Origin of the sequence: Geobacillus sp. WSUCF1, from assembly GCF_000422025.1 — a bacterium.
Classification (GTDB): domain Bacteria; phylum Bacillota; class Bacilli; order Bacillales; family Anoxybacillaceae; genus Geobacillus; species Geobacillus zalihae.
Genome location: NZ_ATCO01000078.1, coordinates 1 through 18129, shown reverse-complemented (window position 1 = coordinate 18129; position 18129 = coordinate 1). Strand labels below are relative to the sequence as shown.

General features: G+C 54.5%; 19 protein-coding genes and 3 pseudogenes. 4 read left to right on the top strand and 18 right to left on the bottom strand.

Translation table 11 applies throughout. From position 1 onward, the window contains the following. Positions 1-20 precede the first annotated feature (20 nt). The 9 genes and pseudogenes from I656_RS0115620 to I656_RS07815 all read right to left on the bottom strand — a co-directional run bounded on the left by I656_RS0115620 (position 21) and on the right by I656_RS07815 (position 8034). Positions 21-368, bottom strand: a complete 348-nt coding sequence (locus I656_RS0115620; protein ID WP_033005651.1) for a hypothetical protein — start codon at positions 366-368, stop codon at positions 21-23. A gap of 145 nt (positions 369-513) precedes the next feature. Continuing rightward, positions 514-831 (bottom strand): thioredoxin family protein, encoded by a 318-nt coding sequence (locus tag I656_RS07785; RefSeq protein ID WP_020755124.1) that lies wholly within the window; start codon positions 829-831, stop codon positions 514-516. Continuing rightward, positions 828-1187 carry a toprim domain-containing protein gene (locus tag I656_RS07790; protein WP_033005649.1) on the bottom strand — a complete coding sequence of 120 codons (360 nt, stop codon included), beginning with the start codon at positions 1185-1187 and terminating at the stop codon, positions 828-830. The genes I656_RS07785 and I656_RS07790 overlap by 4 nt, the downstream gene beginning before the upstream one ends. A gap of 98 nt (positions 1188-1285) precedes the next feature. Beyond that, a complete protein-coding gene (locus I656_RS07795) occupies positions 1286-1522 on the bottom strand; it encodes a YusG family protein (RefSeq protein ID WP_011232473.1) in 237 nt (78 codons plus the stop codon). 75 nt (positions 1523-1597) lie between these two features. Beyond that, positions 1598-1981 carry a glycine cleavage system protein GcvH gene (gene gcvH, locus I656_RS07800; protein WP_033005647.1) on the bottom strand — a complete coding sequence of 128 codons (384 nt, stop codon included), beginning with the start codon at positions 1979-1981 and terminating at the stop codon, positions 1598-1600. A gap of 98 nt (positions 1982-2079) precedes the next feature. Beyond that, positions 2080-2445 carry an arsenate reductase family protein gene (locus tag I656_RS07805; protein WP_033005645.1) on the bottom strand — a complete coding sequence of 122 codons (366 nt, stop codon included), beginning with the start codon at positions 2443-2445 and terminating at the stop codon, positions 2080-2082. 78 nt (positions 2446-2523) lie between these two features. Continuing rightward, positions 2524-4309: pseudogene (locus I656_RS0115615) on the bottom strand (acyl-CoA dehydrogenase family protein). 137 nt (positions 4310-4446) lie between these two features. Further along, positions 4447-5619, bottom strand: coding sequence for an acetyl-CoA C-acetyltransferase (locus I656_RS07810; protein ID WP_011232477.1), 1173 nt, complete (start codon positions 5617-5619; stop codon positions 4447-4449). Positions 5620-5646: 27 nt separating this feature from the next. Beyond that, complete coding sequence (locus I656_RS07815) at positions 5647-8034, bottom strand: 3-hydroxyacyl-CoA dehydrogenase/enoyl-CoA hydratase family protein (protein ID WP_033005642.1); 2388 nt, start codon at positions 8032-8034, stop codon at positions 5647-5649. A 195-nt stretch (positions 8035-8229) separates the two neighbouring features. Between I656_RS07815 and I656_RS17925 the strand changes: the two are divergent. Then, positions 8230-8367, top strand: a pseudogene (locus I656_RS17925) (YuzL family protein); the annotation flags it as partial. Positions 8368-8594: 227 nt separating this feature from the next. On the opposite strand, the pseudogene I656_RS07825 reads toward I656_RS17925, so the two are convergent. Next, positions 8595-9511, bottom strand: a pseudogene (locus I656_RS07825) (proline dehydrogenase family protein). Between the two features lie 164 nt (positions 9512-9675). Here I656_RS07825 and I656_RS0115610 point away from each other — a divergent pair. Then, positions 9676-9933 (top strand): hypothetical protein, encoded by a 258-nt coding sequence (locus I656_RS0115610; RefSeq protein ID WP_033005641.1) that lies wholly within the window; start codon positions 9676-9678, stop codon positions 9931-9933. Positions 9934-9948: 15 nt separating this feature from the next. Further along, the gene (locus I656_RS07830) at positions 9949-10284 is read left to right on the top strand and encodes a spore coat protein (RefSeq protein WP_020755111.1); all 336 of its coding nucleotides are present in this window, start codon (positions 9949-9951) and stop codon (positions 10282-10284) included. A gap of 221 nt (positions 10285-10505) precedes the next feature. Here the strand turns inward: I656_RS07830 and I656_RS18650 are convergent, their stop codons facing one another. From I656_RS18650 to I656_RS07855, 6 genes are all read right to left on the bottom strand, one after another. Next, the gene (locus tag I656_RS18650; RefSeq protein WP_013144293.1) at positions 10506-10649 is read right to left on the bottom strand and encodes a hypothetical protein; all 144 of its coding nucleotides are present in this window, start codon (positions 10647-10649) and stop codon (positions 10506-10508) included. Positions 10650-10747: 98 nt separating this feature from the next. Further along, the gene (locus I656_RS07835) at positions 10748-10960 is read right to left on the bottom strand and encodes a hypothetical protein (RefSeq protein ID WP_020755109.1); all 213 of its coding nucleotides are present in this window, start codon (positions 10958-10960) and stop codon (positions 10748-10750) included. Positions 10961-11206: 246 nt separating this feature from the next. Beyond that, complete coding sequence (bioA, locus tag I656_RS07840) at positions 11207-12586, bottom strand: adenosylmethionine--8-amino-7-oxononanoate transaminase (protein ID WP_033005655.1); 1380 nt, start codon at positions 12584-12586, stop codon at positions 11207-11209. Next, positions 12576-13292, bottom strand: a complete 717-nt coding sequence (gene bioD, locus I656_RS07845; protein WP_020755107.1) for a dethiobiotin synthase — start codon at positions 13290-13292, stop codon at positions 12576-12578. The genes bioA and bioD overlap by 11 nt, the downstream gene beginning before the upstream one ends. 4 nt (positions 13293-13296) lie before the next feature. Then, entirely contained in the window at positions 13297-13860 is a 564-nt protein-coding gene (locus tag I656_RS07850) for a biotin transporter BioY (RefSeq protein WP_013144290.1), read from the bottom strand. A gap of 178 nt (positions 13861-14038) precedes the next feature. Next, a complete protein-coding gene (locus I656_RS07855; protein ID WP_235048622.1) occupies positions 14039-15871 on the bottom strand; it encodes a pyruvate kinase in 1833 nt (610 codons plus the stop codon). 405 nt (positions 15872-16276) lie between these two features. On the opposite strand from I656_RS07855, the gene I656_RS07860 reads away from it, so the two are divergent. Beyond that, positions 16277-16840, top strand: coding sequence for an FAD-dependent oxidoreductase (locus I656_RS07860; protein WP_020755103.1), 564 nt, complete (start codon positions 16277-16279; stop codon positions 16838-16840). 136 nt (positions 16841-16976) lie between these two features. On the opposite strand, the gene I656_RS07865 is transcribed toward I656_RS07860, so the two are convergent. Further along, the gene (locus tag I656_RS07865) at positions 16977-17444 is read right to left on the bottom strand and encodes a flavin reductase family protein (protein WP_011232491.1); all 468 of its coding nucleotides are present in this window, start codon (positions 17442-17444) and stop codon (positions 16977-16979) included. A 267-nt stretch (positions 17445-17711) separates the two neighbouring features. Beyond that, positions 17712-18129, bottom strand: a 418-nt coding sequence (locus tag I656_RS0115605; RefSeq protein ID WP_033005638.1) for a GntR family transcriptional regulator, incomplete at its 5' end; no start/stop codon positions are given.

Here is an 18129-nt window from a genome sequence, read left to right as displayed (position 1 = left end):
ACAAATATTTTACTCACACTTTATCCGACGTCCCGATAAGGCTTGGCCAAATGGAGGAGCGATTCAAGAAGCAACAGCTGACGGAAGCTTCCTGACACGTGCACTTCTTGCAGGCGGACGAGCTGCTGCAGCTTCAGTTCGCCGTTCAGCAAGGACGCGAGCGCTTCTTTGGAGCCGCGCACGGTCAATGTTTTCCGTTCATCGTGTTCCATCCCTAAAGCGGCTGGTTCCTTGCCGATCAACAGCAAGGCGGTTTCATCCCCACTTTCAAACCGAACACACAGCTGCTCATCCGGCAAAATCGGCATCAAATGACGCAACGCTTGCATCCGTTCCACGAACTGCCCGACTAATTCACGCATTTCCATGGATATCCCCTCCCCCATTTTTATTTTTTCACTTCCACCTGAAGAGGAGAAATCCTTTACAAAAATCTCGACAACCCGTTGACGAACGAGCGCCGTTTTTGTCATTTCCCAAGAAATGTGTCAAACAGCGTCAAAAAAAGGCGAATCACTTGACCGGCAAGCGTGCTTGAATCACTTCGTACAAATACGGAACGGAATGAAAGGCATACCACTTGCCTGCGACCGTTCCGTCCCTAAAAAGAAGCAGGCAAGGAACGCTTTCAATTTTCCACGCAACGGCCTGCTCAGGGATATAGTTGATGTCCGTTTCGTAAAACGGCAGCGCCGGAAACAACTGCTCCACCACCGTTAGCATCCGCCGCGCCAGCTGGCACGTGCCGCACAGCGGGGTATACAAGTAAAGGGCCAGAAGCGGCTCGACTTCCACCACTCGCATGACATCGTTTCGGTCGATCGCTTTCACTCGCCTCTTCCCCTCATGAGCGATTCGATGCGGACGTCGAAATCGGCGCGCAGCAACACTTGCGCCAAGTGCCAAATCGGAGCAGCCGCCACTTCGCGATACGCCCGGTCAATGTAAAGATGCTCCGCCTCTGGAAACATGCGGCGAAACTGCCGGCGCAATTTTTCTCCCGCCTCATCGGCATCGGCCAAGACGTATACATCGCATCCTTCCAGCTCATCGGCCAGCTCCTCAAGGCGCGCATCACTGATCGTGCCGTTTGTGCAGACGATGACGACTGGTTCGTTCAGCACCGCCGCCACTTTTTGCTTGTCTGATCGCCCTTCGACGATGATCACTTTTTCCACGCGTCGCATGTCCGACCCACCTAACTTCAAATGAGGATACTATTATTGTATGTCTTGCGCCGGCCAAATGTTGAAAATGAAAAGCAACGGCCATCCACCGTTGCCTTTCAACACCAGCCCGCTTCCCCGTCGCAATCGACATATTTTTGGTCCGGCTCAACGGTAGCGGTCACCTGTTTGTAAATTCTTCCGTTTTGTTCGGTATACCCCTTTTTCAACGGGACGGCCGCCGGAAGCGGAAGGCGCCCGATGAGCTCTCCTTCCTCGTACAACTCCAGCGAGCGGCCGTTCAGTTTGCCGATGATCCGGTCCGTGACATCTATGCGCGTCGTTTGCAGCGCCATCGCGAGCACCCCTTTTTTCAATCAAATTCCGGTATGTATAGAGTGCCCGAATCGAAGCGAAGATTGCAGGAACGTTTATCCTTCGTTGATCATGGCCTCGTATTGTTCCGCCGTCAACAAATTGTCGATTTCGCTCAAATCGTTCGGTTTGACGACGATCATCCACGCTTTGTCATATGGCGATTCGTTCACGTACTCTGGATGGTCGTTCAACGCCTCATTCACTTCAACGACCGTGCCGCTGATCGGCGCATACAATTCCGAGACCGTTTTCACCGATTCAACGCTGCCGAACGGCTCGTTCGCCACAACCTCCGCGCCGACTTCCGGCAGCTCGACAAAGACGATGTCGCCAAGTTCTGACTGGGCGTAATCCGTAATGCCGATGCGCACGTTCTCTCCTTCCACGCGCACCCATTCATGCTCCTTTGTGTAACGAAGTTCTTTCGGCGTGTTCATCGAATCCCTCCATCGCAGCAAAATCAAAATATGTTCTTCTTCATCATAACCGATTTTTCAATAAAACTCACTGTCTTGACGCGATTTTGCAAAAAATTTTATGCCTTCTTGGCGAAAAACGCCTCGTAGTCTTGTTCGCGAAAGCCCACGACGACCCGCTCGCCGTCCGTCAAAATCGGCCGTTTGACCAACATCCCGTCCGAGGCGAGCCAATCGAGCATCTCGTCTTCCGATGCGCGGTCGAGCTTGTCCTTCAAGCCAAGCTCGCGGTATTTCATGCCGCTCGTATTAAAAAATTTTTTGAGCGGCAGCCCGCTTTTTCGGTGCAGTTCAGCCAGCTCCTCTTTCGTCAGCGGCTCGTCGACCAAATGCACCGTTTGCACCTCAATGCCGTGTTCATCGAGCCAACGCTTCGCCTTCCGGCACGTTCCGCATTTTGGATACCAATAGAGCGTGAGCGCCATCTTCACTCCTCCCTTTCATTTCCGCTGTTTGGCAAACAAATAAGAAGCACCAGGCAGTCTGCCTGGCACTTCCCATTATCACACAATATACCGTTCGGCTTCAATGAGCGCGGCGGCCGCTTCGCGTTTTTTCGCGATCACGTTGATCGGCGTATGGCGCGTCAGCCGGCGGAGCGCGGCGAGCATCATCCGCAGCGTGTCGCCTTGTTCGACGGCGACGAGCGTTTCTTTCGCATGCGCCTCAATTTCATTGAACGCCTCTTGGCAGAAAATTTGCGTGTACAGCCATTTTTGTTTGTTTTTCTCCTCACCGCTCGCCTGAATCGCTTTTTCCGTGCGCAAGAGCGCGGATTCCATCGCGTAAACGTTCGAGACAATGTCCGCGATGTTCACAAGCACTTCTTGCTCTTCTTCAATGCGCTGGCCGTATTTTTGCGCCGCTAAGCCGGCGACCATCAAGGCGATTTTTTTTGGCGTTGCGCACCAAGTATTTCTCTTGTTCCAGCACGCCCGTTCCCGGTTCTTCGGCCGTCATCATCATCAGTTCTTCCTGAAGCTGTTGCGCTTTTTGGAAGAGCGGCAGCTCGCCTTTTACCGCCTTTTTCAAATACATGCCCGGAACGAGCAGGCGGTTGATTTCATTCGTCCCTTCAAAAATGCGGTTGATGCGCGAATCGCGGTAGGCGCGCTCAATTTCGTATTCCTGCATGAAGCCGTAGCCGCCGTGGATTTGCACGCCTTCGTCCACGATGTAATCGAGCACCTCGGTCGCGAAAAACTTGTTCAGCGAGCACTCGATCGCGTATTCGGCGATCGATTTCGCCACTTCCTTGCCGTCTTTCGCTTTTTCCCCATCGAGCAGACCCATCCGTTCATCGAACAAGCCGACCGTACGGTACACCGAGCTTTCGGCGGCATACAGGCGCGACGCCATCGTCGCAAATTTTTCCTGCGTCAGCGTAAACTGCGAAATCGGGCGTTTGAACTGCTGGCGTTGGTTCGCGTATTTGAGCGTGATTTCGAGCGCCCGTTTCGCACCGCCAACCGCTCCCAGTCCGAGCTTGTAGCGGCCGATGTTCAAAATGTTGAAGGCGATGACATGGCCTTTTCCGATTTCACCGAGCACGTTTTCTTTCGGCACCGGCACATCTTGCAAAATGAGCGTTCTTGTCGACGAGCTTTTAATCCCCATTTTCTTTTCTTCCGGACCAGTTGAAACGCCCGGGAAGTCGCGTTCCACGATGAACGCGGTGAAATGTTCGCCGTCGACTTTTGCATAGACGACAAACACATCAGCAAAACCGGAGTTGGTGATCCATTGTTTTTCGCCGTTTAAAATGTAATGCGTGCCTTCCGCGTTTAATCTCGCCGTCGTTTTCGCGCCGAGGGCGTCCGAACCCGAGCCAGGCTCCGTCAAGGCGTAGGCGGCGATTTTTTCGCCGGTCGCTAAATACGGCAAATATTTTTGTTTTTGTTCTTCCGTGCCGAACAAGACGATCGGCAGCGAACCAATCCCGACGTGCGCCCCGTGCGAAATGGCAAAACCGCCGGCCGGCGCCATTTTTTCTGCAATGATGGCCGAGCTGACTTTATCTAGGCCCAAACCGCCGTATTCTTCCGGAATGTCAGCGCTTAACAAGCCGAGCTCGCCCGCTTTGCGAAGCAATTTCACGGAACGGTCAAACTCGTGGTTTTCCAAATGCTCGAGCTGCGGGAGCACTTCATTGTTGACATACTCTTCCGTCGTTTTGGCAATCATATGATGCTCGTCGGTGAAATCTTCCGGCGTAAAGACGCGCTCGGCCGGAATGTCTTCAATCAAAAAGCTGCCGCCTTTGATCGCTTCTTCCATCGTTTTGGCCATCGTTGATTTCCTCCCCCGAAAGATGATTGATGATCCGGGCGGCAACGCCGCCCGGGAAATAGACGTTCCATGCAGCCGGGCAAATGCGGATGCATGCCTCGCGCGAGCTGATGAAGCCCGCTTGATGTCAGCTGCCGCTACAGCAGCTCAAACACGCCAGCCGCTCCCATGCCGCCGCCGATGCACATCGTGACGATGCCGAACTGCACGTTGCGGCGCCGCATTTCGTAAAGCAAAGACAAGGTCAGCTTCGCGCCCGTGCAACCGAGCGGGTGGCCTAGAGCAATCGCCCCGCCGTTGACGTTGACAATGTCTTCATCCAATCCAAGTTCGCGGATGACTTGGATCGATTGCGAGGCGAACGCTTCGTTCAGCTCGATCAAACCGATGTCGGACAGCTCAAGGCCGGCCAGCTTCAACGCTTTCGGCACCGCAGCGACCGGGCCGATCCCCATCACTTCCGGCGGCACGCCGGCAACCGCGAACGAACGAAACTTGCCGAGCGGCTTCAAGCCGAGCGACTCCGCTTTTTCGCGGTCCATCACCATGACCGCCGCCGCCCCGTCGCTCATTTGCGACGCGTTGCCGGCGGTGACGGTGCCGTTTACCGCAAACGCCGGCCGGAGTTTCGCGAGCGTTTCCATATTCGTGTCCGGGCGTACGCCTTCATCTTGTGTAAAGACGACTTTCTCCTCAACGAGTTTGTTGCCTTCTACTTTGCGCACCGTCACCTCGACCGGCACGATTTCTTCATTGAATTTTCCTTCGGCAATCGCCTTGGCGGCGCGCTGGTGGCTGCGCACCGCGAACGCGTCTTGGTCCTCGCGGCTGACGCCGTATTTTTTCGCCACTTGCTCGGCCGTGTGCCCCATCGACATGTAGTATTCCGGCGCTTCTTCCGCCAAGCGGGCATTCGGGCGGACGACATGCCCCATCATCGGCACCATGCTCATCGATTCGACCCCGCCGGCGATGACCGTATCGGAATGGCCGAGCATCACCCGTTCCGCCGCATAGGCGATCGCCTGCAAACCGGACGAACAATACCGGTTGATCGTGATCGCCGGCACGGTATACGGCAGCCCGGCGAGCGCGCCGATGTTGCGGGCGATGTTCAATCCTTGCTCCGCCTCCGGCATGGCGCACCCGATAATCAAGTCGTCAATGTTTCCTTCATAGTTCCCCGCGCGCTTGATCGTTTCTTTGACGACGAGCGCCCCTAAATCATCCGGCCGCACGTGGGCGAGCGTTCCTTTTTTCGCTTTGCCGACCGGTGTGCGCGCACCTGCGACAATGACCGCTTCTCTCACGCCAATCCCCCCTTGATCTCCTCCGCTTTAGTTGCGGAGCGGTTTTCCTTTCACAAGCATATGCTGCATGCGCGCTTGCGTCTTCGGCTCGCCGATGAGGCTCAAAAACGCCTCGCGCTCGAGATCGAGCAAATATTGCTCGTCGACTTCCGTTCCGTACGGCACTTTGCCGCCGGCTAGAACATACGCCAATTTTTTCGCGATTTTCAAATCGTGCTCGCTGATGTAGCCGGAATGGAACATCGACTGCGCCCCAAGCAGCATGGCGGCATAGCCGCTTTCGCCGGCCACCGGCACTTTCTTCCTTACAGGAGGCCGGTACCCTTCCTCATACATCGAGAGCACCGCCTGTTTCGCTTCATACAGCAGATGGTCGCCGTTCATCGTGATGCCGTCGCGGTGATTCAAGAAGCCAAGCTCGCGCGCTTCCGCCGCTGACGTCGACACTTTCGCCATGGCGATCGTTTCAAATACGCTGGCCGCGATTTTGACGTAGTCGACGTCCACGCCGCGCGGCAGGCTGTTCAACCGTTTGATGTACAGCTCCTTGTTGCCGCCGCCGCCCGGAATCAAGCCGACGCCGACTTCGACAAGCCCGATGTACGTCTCGGCCGCCGCTTGGATGCGCGAAGCCGCCAAGCTCACTTCCGCCCCGCCGCCTAACGTCATGGCAAACGGCGCGACGACGACCGGCTTCGGGTTGTATTTCATTTTGAGAAGCGCTTGCTGGAACTGGCGAACGGCAAGTTCCAATTCAAAAAAGTTTTCGTCTTGCGCCTCCATGAGCATCATCGCCAAGTTCGCGCCGACGCAGAAGTTTTTCCCTTGGTTGCCGATGACGAGCCCTTTGTAGTTGCGGTTGACTTCCTCAAGCGCCTCGTTGATCATTTGGACAATATCGGCGCCAATCGCGTTGTTCGGCGAATGGAACTCCAGAAGCGCCACGTCGTCGCCGAGGTCAATGAGGCTGGCGCCGGCATTTTTCTTGATGACGCCGCGCGCCTCTTTCAGTCGGCGGATGTGGATGACTTTTTCGTTTTCTTCTACTGTTTTATACCCGCCCGGCGCATAATAGAACAGCCGGCCGTTTTCCGTTTTATAGAACGATGTGGCTCCGTCGGCGAGCATGTCCGTGATCCACGACGGGATGTCGCGCCCTTCCGCCTGCATTTTGCGCACCGACTTCTCGAGGCCGATCGCATCCCACAGTTCAAACGGACCTTGCTCCCAGCCGAACCCCCACTTCATCGCCTGATCGATCGCCACGATGTCGTCGGCGATCTCCCCGACAAGGCGGGCGGTGTACAGCAATGTCGGCGCGATGATGTTCCAAAGGAGCGTTCCCGCGCGGTCGCCATCGGCATACACGAGCGTTTGCAGCTTGGCGGCCGCTCCTTTCGCCTGCTTCGCCATCTCCACCGCCGGGGTGACAAGCTTTTTGCGCGGCTCGTATTGCATCGTGACGTAGTTCAGCTCGAGAATGTCTTTTCCTTGCTTGAGGAAAAAGCCTTGTCCGGATTTGCTGCCGAGCCAGCCGTTTTCAAGCATCGTTTTCATAAACTCCGGCACGCGGAACGCCTCTTTTTCTTCCCCTTCGACGTTTTCATACACGTTGTTGGCGACATGCACGAACGTATCGAGCCCGACGACGTCAAGCGTGCGGAACGTCGCGCTTTTCGGCCGGCCGATGAGCGGCCCCGTCACCGAATCGACCTCGCCGACGCTGTAGCCGCCTTGCATCATCTCGCGGACGGTGACAAGCAACCCATACGTGCCGATCCGGTTGGCGATGAAGTTCGGCGTATCTTTCGCCATGACGACGCCTTTGCCGAGCACGTCTTCGCCGAACGATTTCATATAGGCGACCACATCCGGATCCGTATGCTCCGTCGGGATGATCTCAAGCAGCTTCAAATAGCGCGGCGGATTGAAGAAATGCGTGCCTAAAAAGTGTTTTTTGAAATCATCCGAACGCCCCTCCGCCATCGCGGCGATCGAGATGCCGGATGTGTTCGAGCTGACGATCGTCCCCGGCGTCCGCACCTCGTCGACGCGAGCGAAGACTTCTTTTTTCACTTCCAGCTTTTCAACGACCGCTTCAATGATCCAATCGACTTCCGCGAGCCGGTGGAAGTCATCCTCGAAGTTGCCCGTTTCAATCAAAGCGATGTTGTCTTTGGACATGAGCGGCGCCGGTTTTTGCTTGAGCAGTCTTTCCAGCGCCTGATTGGCGAGGCGGTTGCGCACTTGTTTATGCTCGAGCGTCCAACCTTTTGCTTCTTCCTCTTTCGTCAATTCCCGCGGCACGATATCCAACAGCAGCGTCGGAATGCCGACGTTCGCCAAATGGGCGGCAATGCCCGAACCCATGACGCCGGACCCAAGCACCGCGGCGCGCCGAATGCGTTTTGCCATTTCGGTTCCCCCTCACACCATTGAATGAATCATCATTCATTTTTCGGCGAAAAAAATAGCCGTGAAAACGTTCTCTATATTCAATATATAGTATGTTGGTAATTTTCGCAATATATTTGCGCACATTTTTTTCACATCGAGGCCGTTCTTTCATCCATACTAACAAACAGGAGGTGAAGACGATGGCCCGGCTGAAAAAAAAATCCGTCTGAACGCGGCGTCAGCGCCGCAAGCGTCAAAGGAAACGCCGGCCCGACGGTCGAAGCCGACGGCGGCGGCAAACGGACAAGCCAAAACCAGCAGTACAAAAAGCACAACATGCAAGGGAGCTGACGCCCACATCGTCAGCTCCCGCCTGTCATAGCTGCAGATATAGGGAAAAGCAAAGAAAGGCCGCACGATCTGAACGGCCTTTCCCTCAAATGACCGCCCGACGCCTCGGGATATGCAGCGGCCATGGTTTAAAATGGAAACCGGCTTCATGGCCGCTCGCTGGATGCCTGTCCCCTTCTGCGCCCGAACGCTCGGCGGCCGCCGGCGTTTTCCTCTGTTTTGCGCCCCTACTTGCGGAGGATGCCTTTTAAAACAAACGCCACGTTGGCCGGCCGTTCGGCGAGCCGGCGCATAAAATAGCCATACCAGTCCGTGCCGTACGGAACGTACACGCGCATCGTATATCCTTCGCGCGCCAGCTCGAGTTGCGCTCCGGGCGGATGCCGTACAGCATTTGGAATTCAAACTGGCTGTTGGGAATGTTGTATTCTTTGACGAGCTGCTTCGTATATTCGATGATGGCGTCGTCATGCGTCGCCACCGCCGTATAGTTGCCGTTTAGCAAATGCATTTTAATGATCTTCTTAAAGTTCTCATCGACATCTTTTTTATCCGGAAACGCCACTTCAGGCGGCTCTTTGTACGCTCCTTTGACGAGCCGCAAGTTCGGGCGGTACGGCTTTAAATCTTCAATGTCTTGTTCCGTCCGGTACAAATACGCCTGCAGCACCGTGCCGACGTTGTCGTATTCTTTTTTCAACATTTTAAAAATGTCCAGCGTCTTTTGGCAGCGCGAATAGTCTTCCATATCGATCGTCACAAACACGCCGCGCTGTTTTGCCGCATCCAAAATGCGGCGCATGTTGCGCATGACAAGCTCATCGGAAATATCAAGCCCCATCGATGTCATTTTCAGCGACAGCTGCGAGTTCAACTTCTCCCGGCTGATCGCCTCAATCGCCTCCAAGCAATGGCGCGCCATCTCATTCGCTTCCTGCTCATTGTCGACAAACTCACCCAAATAGTCGACCGTGACCGCCAATCCTTTTTCGTTCAGCTGGCGGATGACGCGCACTGCTTCCTCGATCGTTTCGCCGGCGACAAACCGTGAAGCGCCGAAGCGAAGGCCGTATCGTTTCGCCCATTTCGTCAATGTTTTATTTTTCGATAAGAACAGGAAAAAATCGCGCATCAACTGCTCCACTGTTGCAAGCCTCCTTGTATGGAAACGCATTCACCATTCTTATTGTACCATGTTTCAATTCAATTGAATATGTTTTTTCCCCACGGTTTATTTTTTATATGCGCATAATTTTCCACTCTCTGCACAATCTACAAGCGAACAACCGACGAAAGGAGCGAACAACGATGCAACAGCAACCACAAATGAACCCGCAGGCGGCGATGCCCGAGCCGCCGCAAATGGTGTCCACCAAAGACGCCATGTATTTTTCCGACATGATGTCGTGGAACTTGCTCGCGGCGAAAAAAGCGCACTTTTTCGCCTCGCAATGTCGGGATCCCGAAGTAGTGCAGGCGATCGAGCGCGCTGGACAGATGCATCAGCGCCATTACGACATGATTTTGCGCCATTTGCAAACTCCGCCGCAGCCGCCGGTGATGTGAAAGGAGGAACGATGCATGAACACGAAACAAGTGCAAAATCCGGAGATGCAAGTGCCGAAAACGCCGCAAATGAACGAGCGCGATTTTCTAAACGACATGTTGACGACGGAAAAATACATGACCTTGTCGTACAGCGTGTACTTGCATGAAGCGAGCAACCAACCATTATATCAAGATATGATGAATATTTTCACTGAAACGCAAAACTGTCAGCGCGACTTGTACAATTTGATGTTCAAAAAAGGATGGTACAAGCTTGAAGCCGCCGATCCGCAAAAGCTTCAGCAAACGTACCAGCAGTTCCAAGGGTATACGAATCAGCTCCCTTATCAACGAAATGCCATGCAATAACAAAACGAGGGGATGTCCGAACGGCAGAAGGACATCCTCTTTCTCAATCCGTTAAGAAGACAGGGCGCAGAAAGGGGAGAAAGGGATGACAGCGCCATCCGAATCGGTATGGAGCATGCTGCAAACAGCGGACGTCCGCATCCGCGACACCGGGATCATTGAATAAGCATCCCTTCTTGTTCCACAGGGATGCTTATTCTTTCATGATCATGAATAGACGATCAATACCACCAGCCTGGATACGGCGGGTACGGCGGATACGGCGGGTATGGGTAAAACGGACGCGGAGCCAACGCGCCGCCGAGCAGTCCGCCCAAGAAGCCGCCGACAAATGGGGCGCCAAACAACAATCCTGGAAATAGCATCGTTCCTTCTCCTTTCCCCAAAGCTAGAATGCTACACTTTATTCATATGCAACAACAAGAAAAGAGGGTGGGCCGTCCGCCCAACCCTTGCCGGTTTCTCACCACCAAATGGGGCCATACCACCACGGATAGAAAAACGGCGGAACCAATGCGCTCCCAAGCAAGCCGCCTAAAAAGCCGCCGAAAAATGGAGCGACAAAAAACGGAGCGCCGAAGAAAAACGGGCGCGGCCGCCAAAACCACCAGCCCCATGGCCGCCAAAAGCCCCACGGCCGCCAAATGCGCTCATCCGCCACTTGGAGATGGCTCATCTTGCTCCCCCCCCCCTTCCGCTTGCTTTAGTCCCACTGTATGCAGGAAAAACGCCCGCTGCTTAGGCCAGTACCTAGAAGGCTGGTGAAAAACGGCGATTTCTCCCAAATCATCGATCCAAATCATCGATCCGTGAATGCAAAGGAAGGTCTCTTTCTACAAGATATTCTCATTAAAGGAAATTATTTTCTTTTATTCCCAGTATATTCGAAAAACAAAAGCAGGCGGCTGTCCGCCGCCCCCGCTTATAGAAACTCTGCGCGCGCCTGTTCGTACAAACAGGCAAGCGAATCGAACAAAATGCGCACCGCCTCAGCCATTTCGTCTTCGCTCATCGAAAGAACTGGTATGAACGTCAACACCGGGCCGAGCGGACGGATGACAAGCCCCCTCCGGCGCGCCTCAAGGATGATCCGGTGCTCCACCATGGCCGCGCGCGGAAAGACTTCTTTCGTTCTTCGGTCTTTCACGATTTCAATGCCGCACATCAAGCCTTTTTGCCGGATGTCGCCGACAATCGGAATGTCATACAACCGATCAAGCCATTCGGCCAGTCGGCGCGCCTTCCGCTTGACGCTGTCAATCAAGCCGCGTGTTTCGATGAGCTCGATGTTTTTCAGCGCAACGGAACAAGTGAGCTGGTTTCCCGTGTACGTATGGCCGTGGTAAAACGTTTTGTCTTCGTCCACATCGCCGAGAAATGCCGCATAAATCTCTTCCGTGACCAGTGTGGCCGCGAGCGGCAAATATCCTCCCGTGATCCCTTTCCCAAGGCAGACAAGATCAGGCTTCACCTCTTCCTGCTCACAAGCGAACATCGTGCCGGTGCGGCCAAAGCCGACGGCGACCTCGTCGCAAATGAAGAGCACCCCATACCGGCGGCAAAGCCTTTCCACTCCTTTTAAAAACCCGCGCGGATGGACGATGATCCCCGCCGCTCCTTGCACAAGCGGTTCCACGATCACGCCGGCGATGTGCTCGTGCTGCTCCTCAAGCACCCGTTCAAGCTCGCGCAAACAATAGTCGATGATCTCCTGCTCGCTTCCGTATTCATCCATCCGATACACGTACGGCGACGGCACTTCGATCCGCTCAAACAAAAGCGGCGCAAAAATGCGGTGGAACGTTTCCATGCCGCCAACGCTCACCGCCCCGACCGTATCGCCGTGGTACGCTTCCTTCAACGAGACAAACTTGTTCTTCTTCGCATATTGGACCGGGTCGATGTTTTTCCAATACTGATAGGCGATCTTGAGCGCGATTTCCACCGCCGCCGCCCCGGTATCGGAATAAAACACTTTTGACATGTGCGGCCAATATTCAAGCAACCGTTTGGCCAACAAAATCGACGGCACATTCGCCGAACCAAGCAATGTCGAATGGGCAATTTTCTCCAATTGCTCGCGAAGCGCCGCATTCAGCTCCGGATCGTTATGGCCGTGGACATTGACCCATAGCGACGCATAGCCGTCTAGGTACCGGTTGCCGTCGACATCGTACAAATAGCTTCCTTGCCCGCGTTCAATGATCAAGGGGCGTTCTTTGGCATACTGCTTCATTTGCGTAAATGGATGCCAGACGTACTGCTTGTCCCACTGTTCCAATTGCTCGTAGCTATACGCCAACGCCAAGCACCTCCAGCAGTTGTTTCGCCTTTCCTTGTTCGATCCAACGCTGAGCTAAGGTTTCCAGTTCCCGCCTTGAGACTGCAGGAAGGAGCGGCACGACCGCCAGCACCGGCAGCCGAAGCAAGGCGGCGATCGTTTCGACATTGTTTTGGTGGATAATCTCTTGCTCCTGAAACTGATTGAACATCAGGCCAAGCAGACGAATGCCTTGCGCGTCGGCATACGCCGCCGTCGTCACCGCGTGATGAATCGCACCAAGGCTTGAGAGCGACACGAGAATCGCCGGCACCTCATAGTCGCGGACAAAATCGCTCGTCATATACCATCGTCCGTCGCGCTCGCACCACGGAACGGCCAACCCTCCCGCTCCTTCGACGAGCACCACATCATAGCGCTGCGTAAGCCATTCCAACCGTTCGGCCACCCTCTCTGGTTCGATGGACGTGCCGGTCAACTTCGCCGCTAAATGCGGCGACATCGCCGGTTCCATATAGTACATGCCTTCTGATGTCGGAATCTTCGCCACTCGTTCGTACCAATATTGTTCGGCAAACGACACCCCGTCTTCGGCCAGTCCAGTCTGAACCGGTTTAAACACGCCGACCTTCATCCCAAGCCGCTCCAGCGCCAACGCCACGATGGAAGTGACGACCGTTTTGCCGATTTCTGTTCCTGTTCCCGTCATGAAAATGGCTTGCCCCATTCTCTTATCCCCCCATCCCTCGAGTCATCATGATCGGTCGGACGCGCGGCCATACGCGCGCCGCCACGACGGAACAAACGGCGCAAAGCACGAGATCCCCCGGCACCGGAAGAAGAAAGCCGAACCATAGCGTTTGGCCGATGGAAAGCGGAGTCTCCGCGATCCATTTCATTGCTATGTACAGCCACGTGCAGCCAAACGCATACACGACGAACAATGCCGCCAAATTCGCCTTCCATATGTCCTGCGCTCTTGTCCATTGAAAGCGGTGCACAAGCGAGCCGCACGTATACGCTCCAGCAATGAAGCCAAGCAAGTACCCAAACGTCGGCTTCCAAATATAACCGAGCCCGCCTCCTTCCGCAAACACCGGTGCGCCCGCCAGCCCGATCAACACGTAAAGCATCTGGCTGAGCGCTCCTGTTCTTGGACCAAGCAGACATCCCGACAAATAGACTGCGGCGATTTGCAGCGTAAACGGCACATACGGCACCGGGATTTTGATGAATCCGCCGACCGCCGTCAGCGCGGCAAAAAAGGCTGCCCAAACAAAGGAACGGATGTGCACGTTTCCCCTCCTCTCCAAATATTTGTTTCTATTGTGCCTGATATGTTTTTTTATTTGTCAACTTTATTTTTATATAGGTTTACATTTAGACAAAAAATACGGAGCCCCCTAACACAGCAGGACTCCTTTTTTGGCGCGGCTCATTTCTCAAACAGACGGCGGAAGCAGTGGCCAACGCTCACCCTTCATCCTCCCACAAGTTAAGCAGGTTCATCCGTTCGCCGTCCGTTTTCGGCATCGCCAGCGATCCACTCTGCCTCTCCTCCTTTTCCAACAACGACGACAATAAGCGCACCGCCTCCGCAATATGCCTTCCTTTGTTCAACATGATGCATTGCGCCTGTTTTCCAAGAAAAACATCCGAGATTTCCGCGCGCGACGGAATTCCCTTTTTCGCCATTTGTTCAAGCACTTGCGTCGCCCAAATGACCGGGGTGTGAGCCGCCCGGCATAGCGCCAAAACGTCGTTCTGTGCGGCCGCAAGATGTTCAAATCCGATCTCCAGGGCCAAATCGCCGCGCGCAATCATCACACCAAACGCCGGAAACTTCAATCCCTCAAGCAAGATGCGAACGAAGTTATGAAGCGCCGCCCGCGTTTCGATTTTCGCGATCACCGGGAGAGAACCAGCCCCTTGTTCGGCAAGCAAATGATAAAGCTTTCGCAGGTCATGAGGGGCCTGAACAAACGACAGCCCGACGATATCCGCCCATCTCGCGATGAACGGAATCCATTCAAGGTCGCGGTCGGTGAGCGGCGGAACCGTCAAATGGAGAAACGAATCGGGAAGATGGATGCCCGTTCCTTGCTTAATCGCTTTTCGCTTTCCGCCATCGGCAACGACTTTGGCCTCTACATGCCGCTCGTGCACTTTCACGACCCGCGCTGCAATTTGGCCGTCGTTCAAATAAAGGCGGTCTCCCGCCCGCACATTGCGCCACGCTTTCGCCAACGTCGTCGTCATTTTCACACCGCAGCCATTCTGCGCCTGTGCAAACGCAGCGTCATCGAAATAAATATACAGCGGTGTACCGACCGTGACAAACGCTTTCATTGGAATGAACAAAACAGAACATAGAGTGAAAGAAGCCGACCCGCGCCGCAGTTTCATCCCTTTTTGCACATAGGCCGTCCGCGAAAGAAGAACTTTAAAACAAGACGGAGCGATTTGTTCAGTGACCCGAAGTTTTCGTTTTTTTCCGCGCACATCGGTAAACAGCAGTTCATCCCCTTCTTCGACGGTCGCTCCGCCCTCAGCCGTCAACTGCCACAAGAATGAAACATCGCGGGGGAGCGGAGACGGCGGCGGGGAAGAAGAGAAGGAAATGAGGCCGAAGAGCGGCTCCATTGGCTCTCCATATAGATTTTTCTTCACAGAGAGCTTCATCGGCCCCGCGTTGACCGCCAAGCGGTCGACCCGGATTTTTGGCCCCGGCAGATCCATGTAAATGCGGCATCGCCTCCCCTGCAGCTGTGGCTCCAACTGCTTCTCGGCTTGACGAATGATGGCCACGAGCGCCTCCCACGTTTCCGGAGAACCGTAGGCGCAGTTGATGCGGGCGATGTCCATGCCATAAAGAAGCAGCCGCTCGATCAGCCCCGGCTCATCCACCCATGCCTCGTCCATCGTCACCATAATGCGTGTCGGCCGAACAGAACTTGGGCTTCCGAACACTGCCCCCGCCCGTTTATGAAGCAACTGTTTCGCTTCCTTTCTTGTCATCTTTCGAAGCTCCCATCCGCCATCAACCCGCGTGCGCAAATAGGCCAAAACTTGTTCGATCGCGTCGATGAGATGAGCCTCTTGCCCCTCGAGCCGCCATCCGGCGTCTTCCATCGCTTCACGCAAATCCGACGGCATATGCTCCCTCATATATAAGTAAGCAAGCAACTGATCCCGGCTCTCTTCATGGGATGGAAGAGGAAAATACTTCTGCTTTTGTCCCACCCACTCCGCCATCCCTCGGTAAAAGGCGGCCAAGCGGGCGCCCAAATCTCGTTTGTCGTGCATCAGCGGCACCAACCCTTGTGAAAAATGCGGTTTTACTTTTATATATTCGCCGCCGCCCCAAATGAGGACAGAAAAAAACCGGCGCCATTCGCCGGTTGAATGCGACAGAAACAGGAAGCCGTTTTTTCGGTATATTATTTTTGCACGACAATTTTCATCCCGCATTGACAAAGCAGCGAATGTTTCAGCCGCCGCAACGGCTGACCGCACTGTTCACAAACGGCCGGTTTATTCACGCGTTTCCTCCCCTTTGCTGCGTGTTTGGTATCTATTATACACCCATGATTATTTAAAGTAAATACAAAATGATAATAATTATAAATAATGAGCAGATCATTTGGACTCTTTTTCTATTTGTGATAAGGTAATAGTAGTGCCAATATTCAAAAGAAGGAGGCGGTCACGATGTACGACATCGCCATCATCGGCGCCGGGCCTGCGGGGGCAAGCGCTGCGATCTTCGCCGCCAAAGCCGGGAAGAAAACGGTCTTGTTTGACAGCGACAAAGGCATGACAAAGCGCGCTTGGGTGGAAAACCATTACGGGGTTCCGCAAATCAGCGGCCCGGAATTGGTGGAAACCGGGAAAAAGCAAGCCGCAAAATTCGGGGCGGAATTGGTGGAAACGCAAGTGACAGACGTGCAAAAAACGGACGGCGGCTTCCGCCTCGAAACGGAAAACGGCTCCTTTGAGGCGAAACACGTCATTTTCGCCACCGGCGTCGCCACGGATCTGGCGGAAAAAATCGGCCTGCGCACCAAACCGGGCACGGAGCCGCGCATTAAAACGGTGATTGACGTCGACGCCAATGGCAAAACGAACATCGACGGCATTTGGGCGGCAGGGACGGTGGCCGGCGTCAGCGTCCATACAATCATCACGGCCGGCGACGGAGCGAAAGTCGCCATCAACGTCATCAGCGAACTGAACGGCGAACGGTACGTCGATCACGATGTATTGAAAAAATAACAACGAAGGTGTCCCAAACAGCGGGACACCTTTTCTAATAGCGCCATGGAAACGGCCGGGACGCAAGATGACGGGCTGAACTGCCTGTTGCGTCGTCCCCGCATCGACATAGCGGCCCCGATCCATCCAAGGGCGCTTATTGTCCAATGCTCCGGTACTTCCCTTCAAAAAACAAGAGCGGGTCGCCCGGTTCGTCTTTCATCAAAATATCGGTCACTTCCCCAAAGTAAAGCGTATGATCGCCGGCCACGTACGTGCTGTGGACGTTGCATAAAATATTCGCCAACGCCTCCGGCAAAATCGGATGGCCGTTCACCCAATCAAACGAAACATGGCGTTCTTCTTTCAACTGGCCGGCAAACAAGCGCGACAACTCCTCTTGATCGCGCCGCAAAATGTTGACGGCAAATTTCCCCGTTTGCTTGACAATGTCATGCATTCGCGCTTTGTGACCAATGGAGACGACGACAAGTTTCGGGTCGAGCGAAACGGACATAAACGCGTTCGCCGTCATTCCTTTCGCTTCCCCTTGAAATTCGGTCGTCACGACCGTCACGCCGGTCGCAAATTTTCCCATGGCTCTGCGAAATGTACGATCATCCATACGGTTCTCCCATCCTTCCCTTTTCGTCATCAGCCGCCCTGCGCCTTCCGCTGGCGGTTGGGCGGCTTTCCTTCTTGATGTTTCCACACGACGGGCGCTTCGTCCGACATCTTGCCTCTATGGCTGAGACCCATTCATGCCGAAATGAGGGTCAAATCTACCCCCATCATAGCAGAAATAGGGGAAAGAAACAACGACGATATACGGCTGTCATCGGCGGCCCGCCGCTCCAAGGTACGCCTCTGCCACCCGCTCAGCGGAAGAAGATCAGCGCCGCCGCTTAAACGCTTCGGCGGTGTTGATTTTGTGTTGACGGACGTATTGTTCGATTTCATGCGGCGGCGCCTGTTCATGCAACAGACGGATGATCTCTCGATGTTCTTCGATCGATGCTTTCGCCCGCTGCGGGACAAACGTAAATCCGTACACGCGGATGCGCTTCATCCGCTGCCAAATTTGCTTGATTTGCTCTTCGAGGTAGGCGTTGCCGCAATGGGCGTAAATCAAGGAATGAAATTCATAGTTCAGCTCGCTGAACCGTTCCAGCTCCAGCTCTTCAAGCGCCCGCTCCATCCGTTCGTTCAACCGCTCAAGCTCGTTGATCGCCTCCTTCGTCAAATTGGCGGAGCCAAGCGCGGTCGCATAGCCTTCCAGCACAGCCAACACCGACAGCGTCTCGATATAT

Coding starts and splice junctions, on each gene's coding strand:
- I656_RS07855 (WP_235048622.1), bottom strand. CDS start 15,871: ATGCACGACAAACGAGATTTGGGCGCCCGCTTGGCCGCCTTTTACCGA.
- I656_RS07860 (WP_020755103.1), top strand. CDS start 16,277: ATGTACGACATCGCCATCATCGGCGCCGGGCCTGCGGGGGCAAGCGCT.
- I656_RS07815 (WP_033005642.1), bottom strand. CDS start 8,034: ATGGCAAAACGCATTCGGCGCGCCGCGGTGCTTGGGTCCGGCGTCATG.
- I656_RS07790 (WP_033005649.1), bottom strand. CDS start 1,187: ATGCGACGCGTGGAAAAAGTGATCATCGTCGAAGGGCGATCAGACAAG.
- I656_RS0115620 (WP_033005651.1), bottom strand. CDS start 368: ATGGAAATGCGTGAATTAGTCGGGCAGTTCGTGGAACGGATGCAAGCG.
- I656_RS07805 (WP_033005645.1), bottom strand. CDS start 2,445: ATGGCGCTCACGCTCTATTGGTATCCAAAATGCGGAACGTGCCGGAAG.
- I656_RS07835 (WP_020755109.1), bottom strand. CDS start 10,960: ATGAGCCATCTCCAAGTGGCGGATGAGCGCATTTGGCGGCCGTGGGGC.
- I656_RS0115610 (WP_033005641.1), top strand. CDS start 9,676: ATGCAACAGCAACCACAAATGAACCCGCAGGCGGCGATGCCCGAGCCG.
- I656_RS07865 (WP_011232491.1), bottom strand. CDS start 17,444: ATGGATGATCGTACATTTCGCAGAGCCATGGGAAAATTTGCGACCGGC.
- I656_RS18650 (WP_013144293.1), bottom strand. CDS start 10,649: ATGCTATTTCCAGGATTGTTGTTTGGCGCCCCATTTGTCGGCGGCTTC.
- I656_RS07830 (WP_020755111.1), top strand. CDS start 9,949: ATGAACACGAAACAAGTGCAAAATCCGGAGATGCAAGTGCCGAAAACG.
- I656_RS07795 (WP_011232473.1), bottom strand. CDS start 1,522: ATGGCGCTGCAAACGACGCGCATAGATGTCACGGACCGGATCATCGGC.
- bioD (WP_020755107.1), bottom strand. CDS start 13,292: ATGGGGCAAGCCATTTTCATGACGGGAACAGGAACAGAAATCGGCAAA.
- gcvH (WP_033005647.1), bottom strand. CDS start 1,981: ATGAACACGCCGAAAGAACTTCGTTACACAAAGGAGCATGAATGGGTG.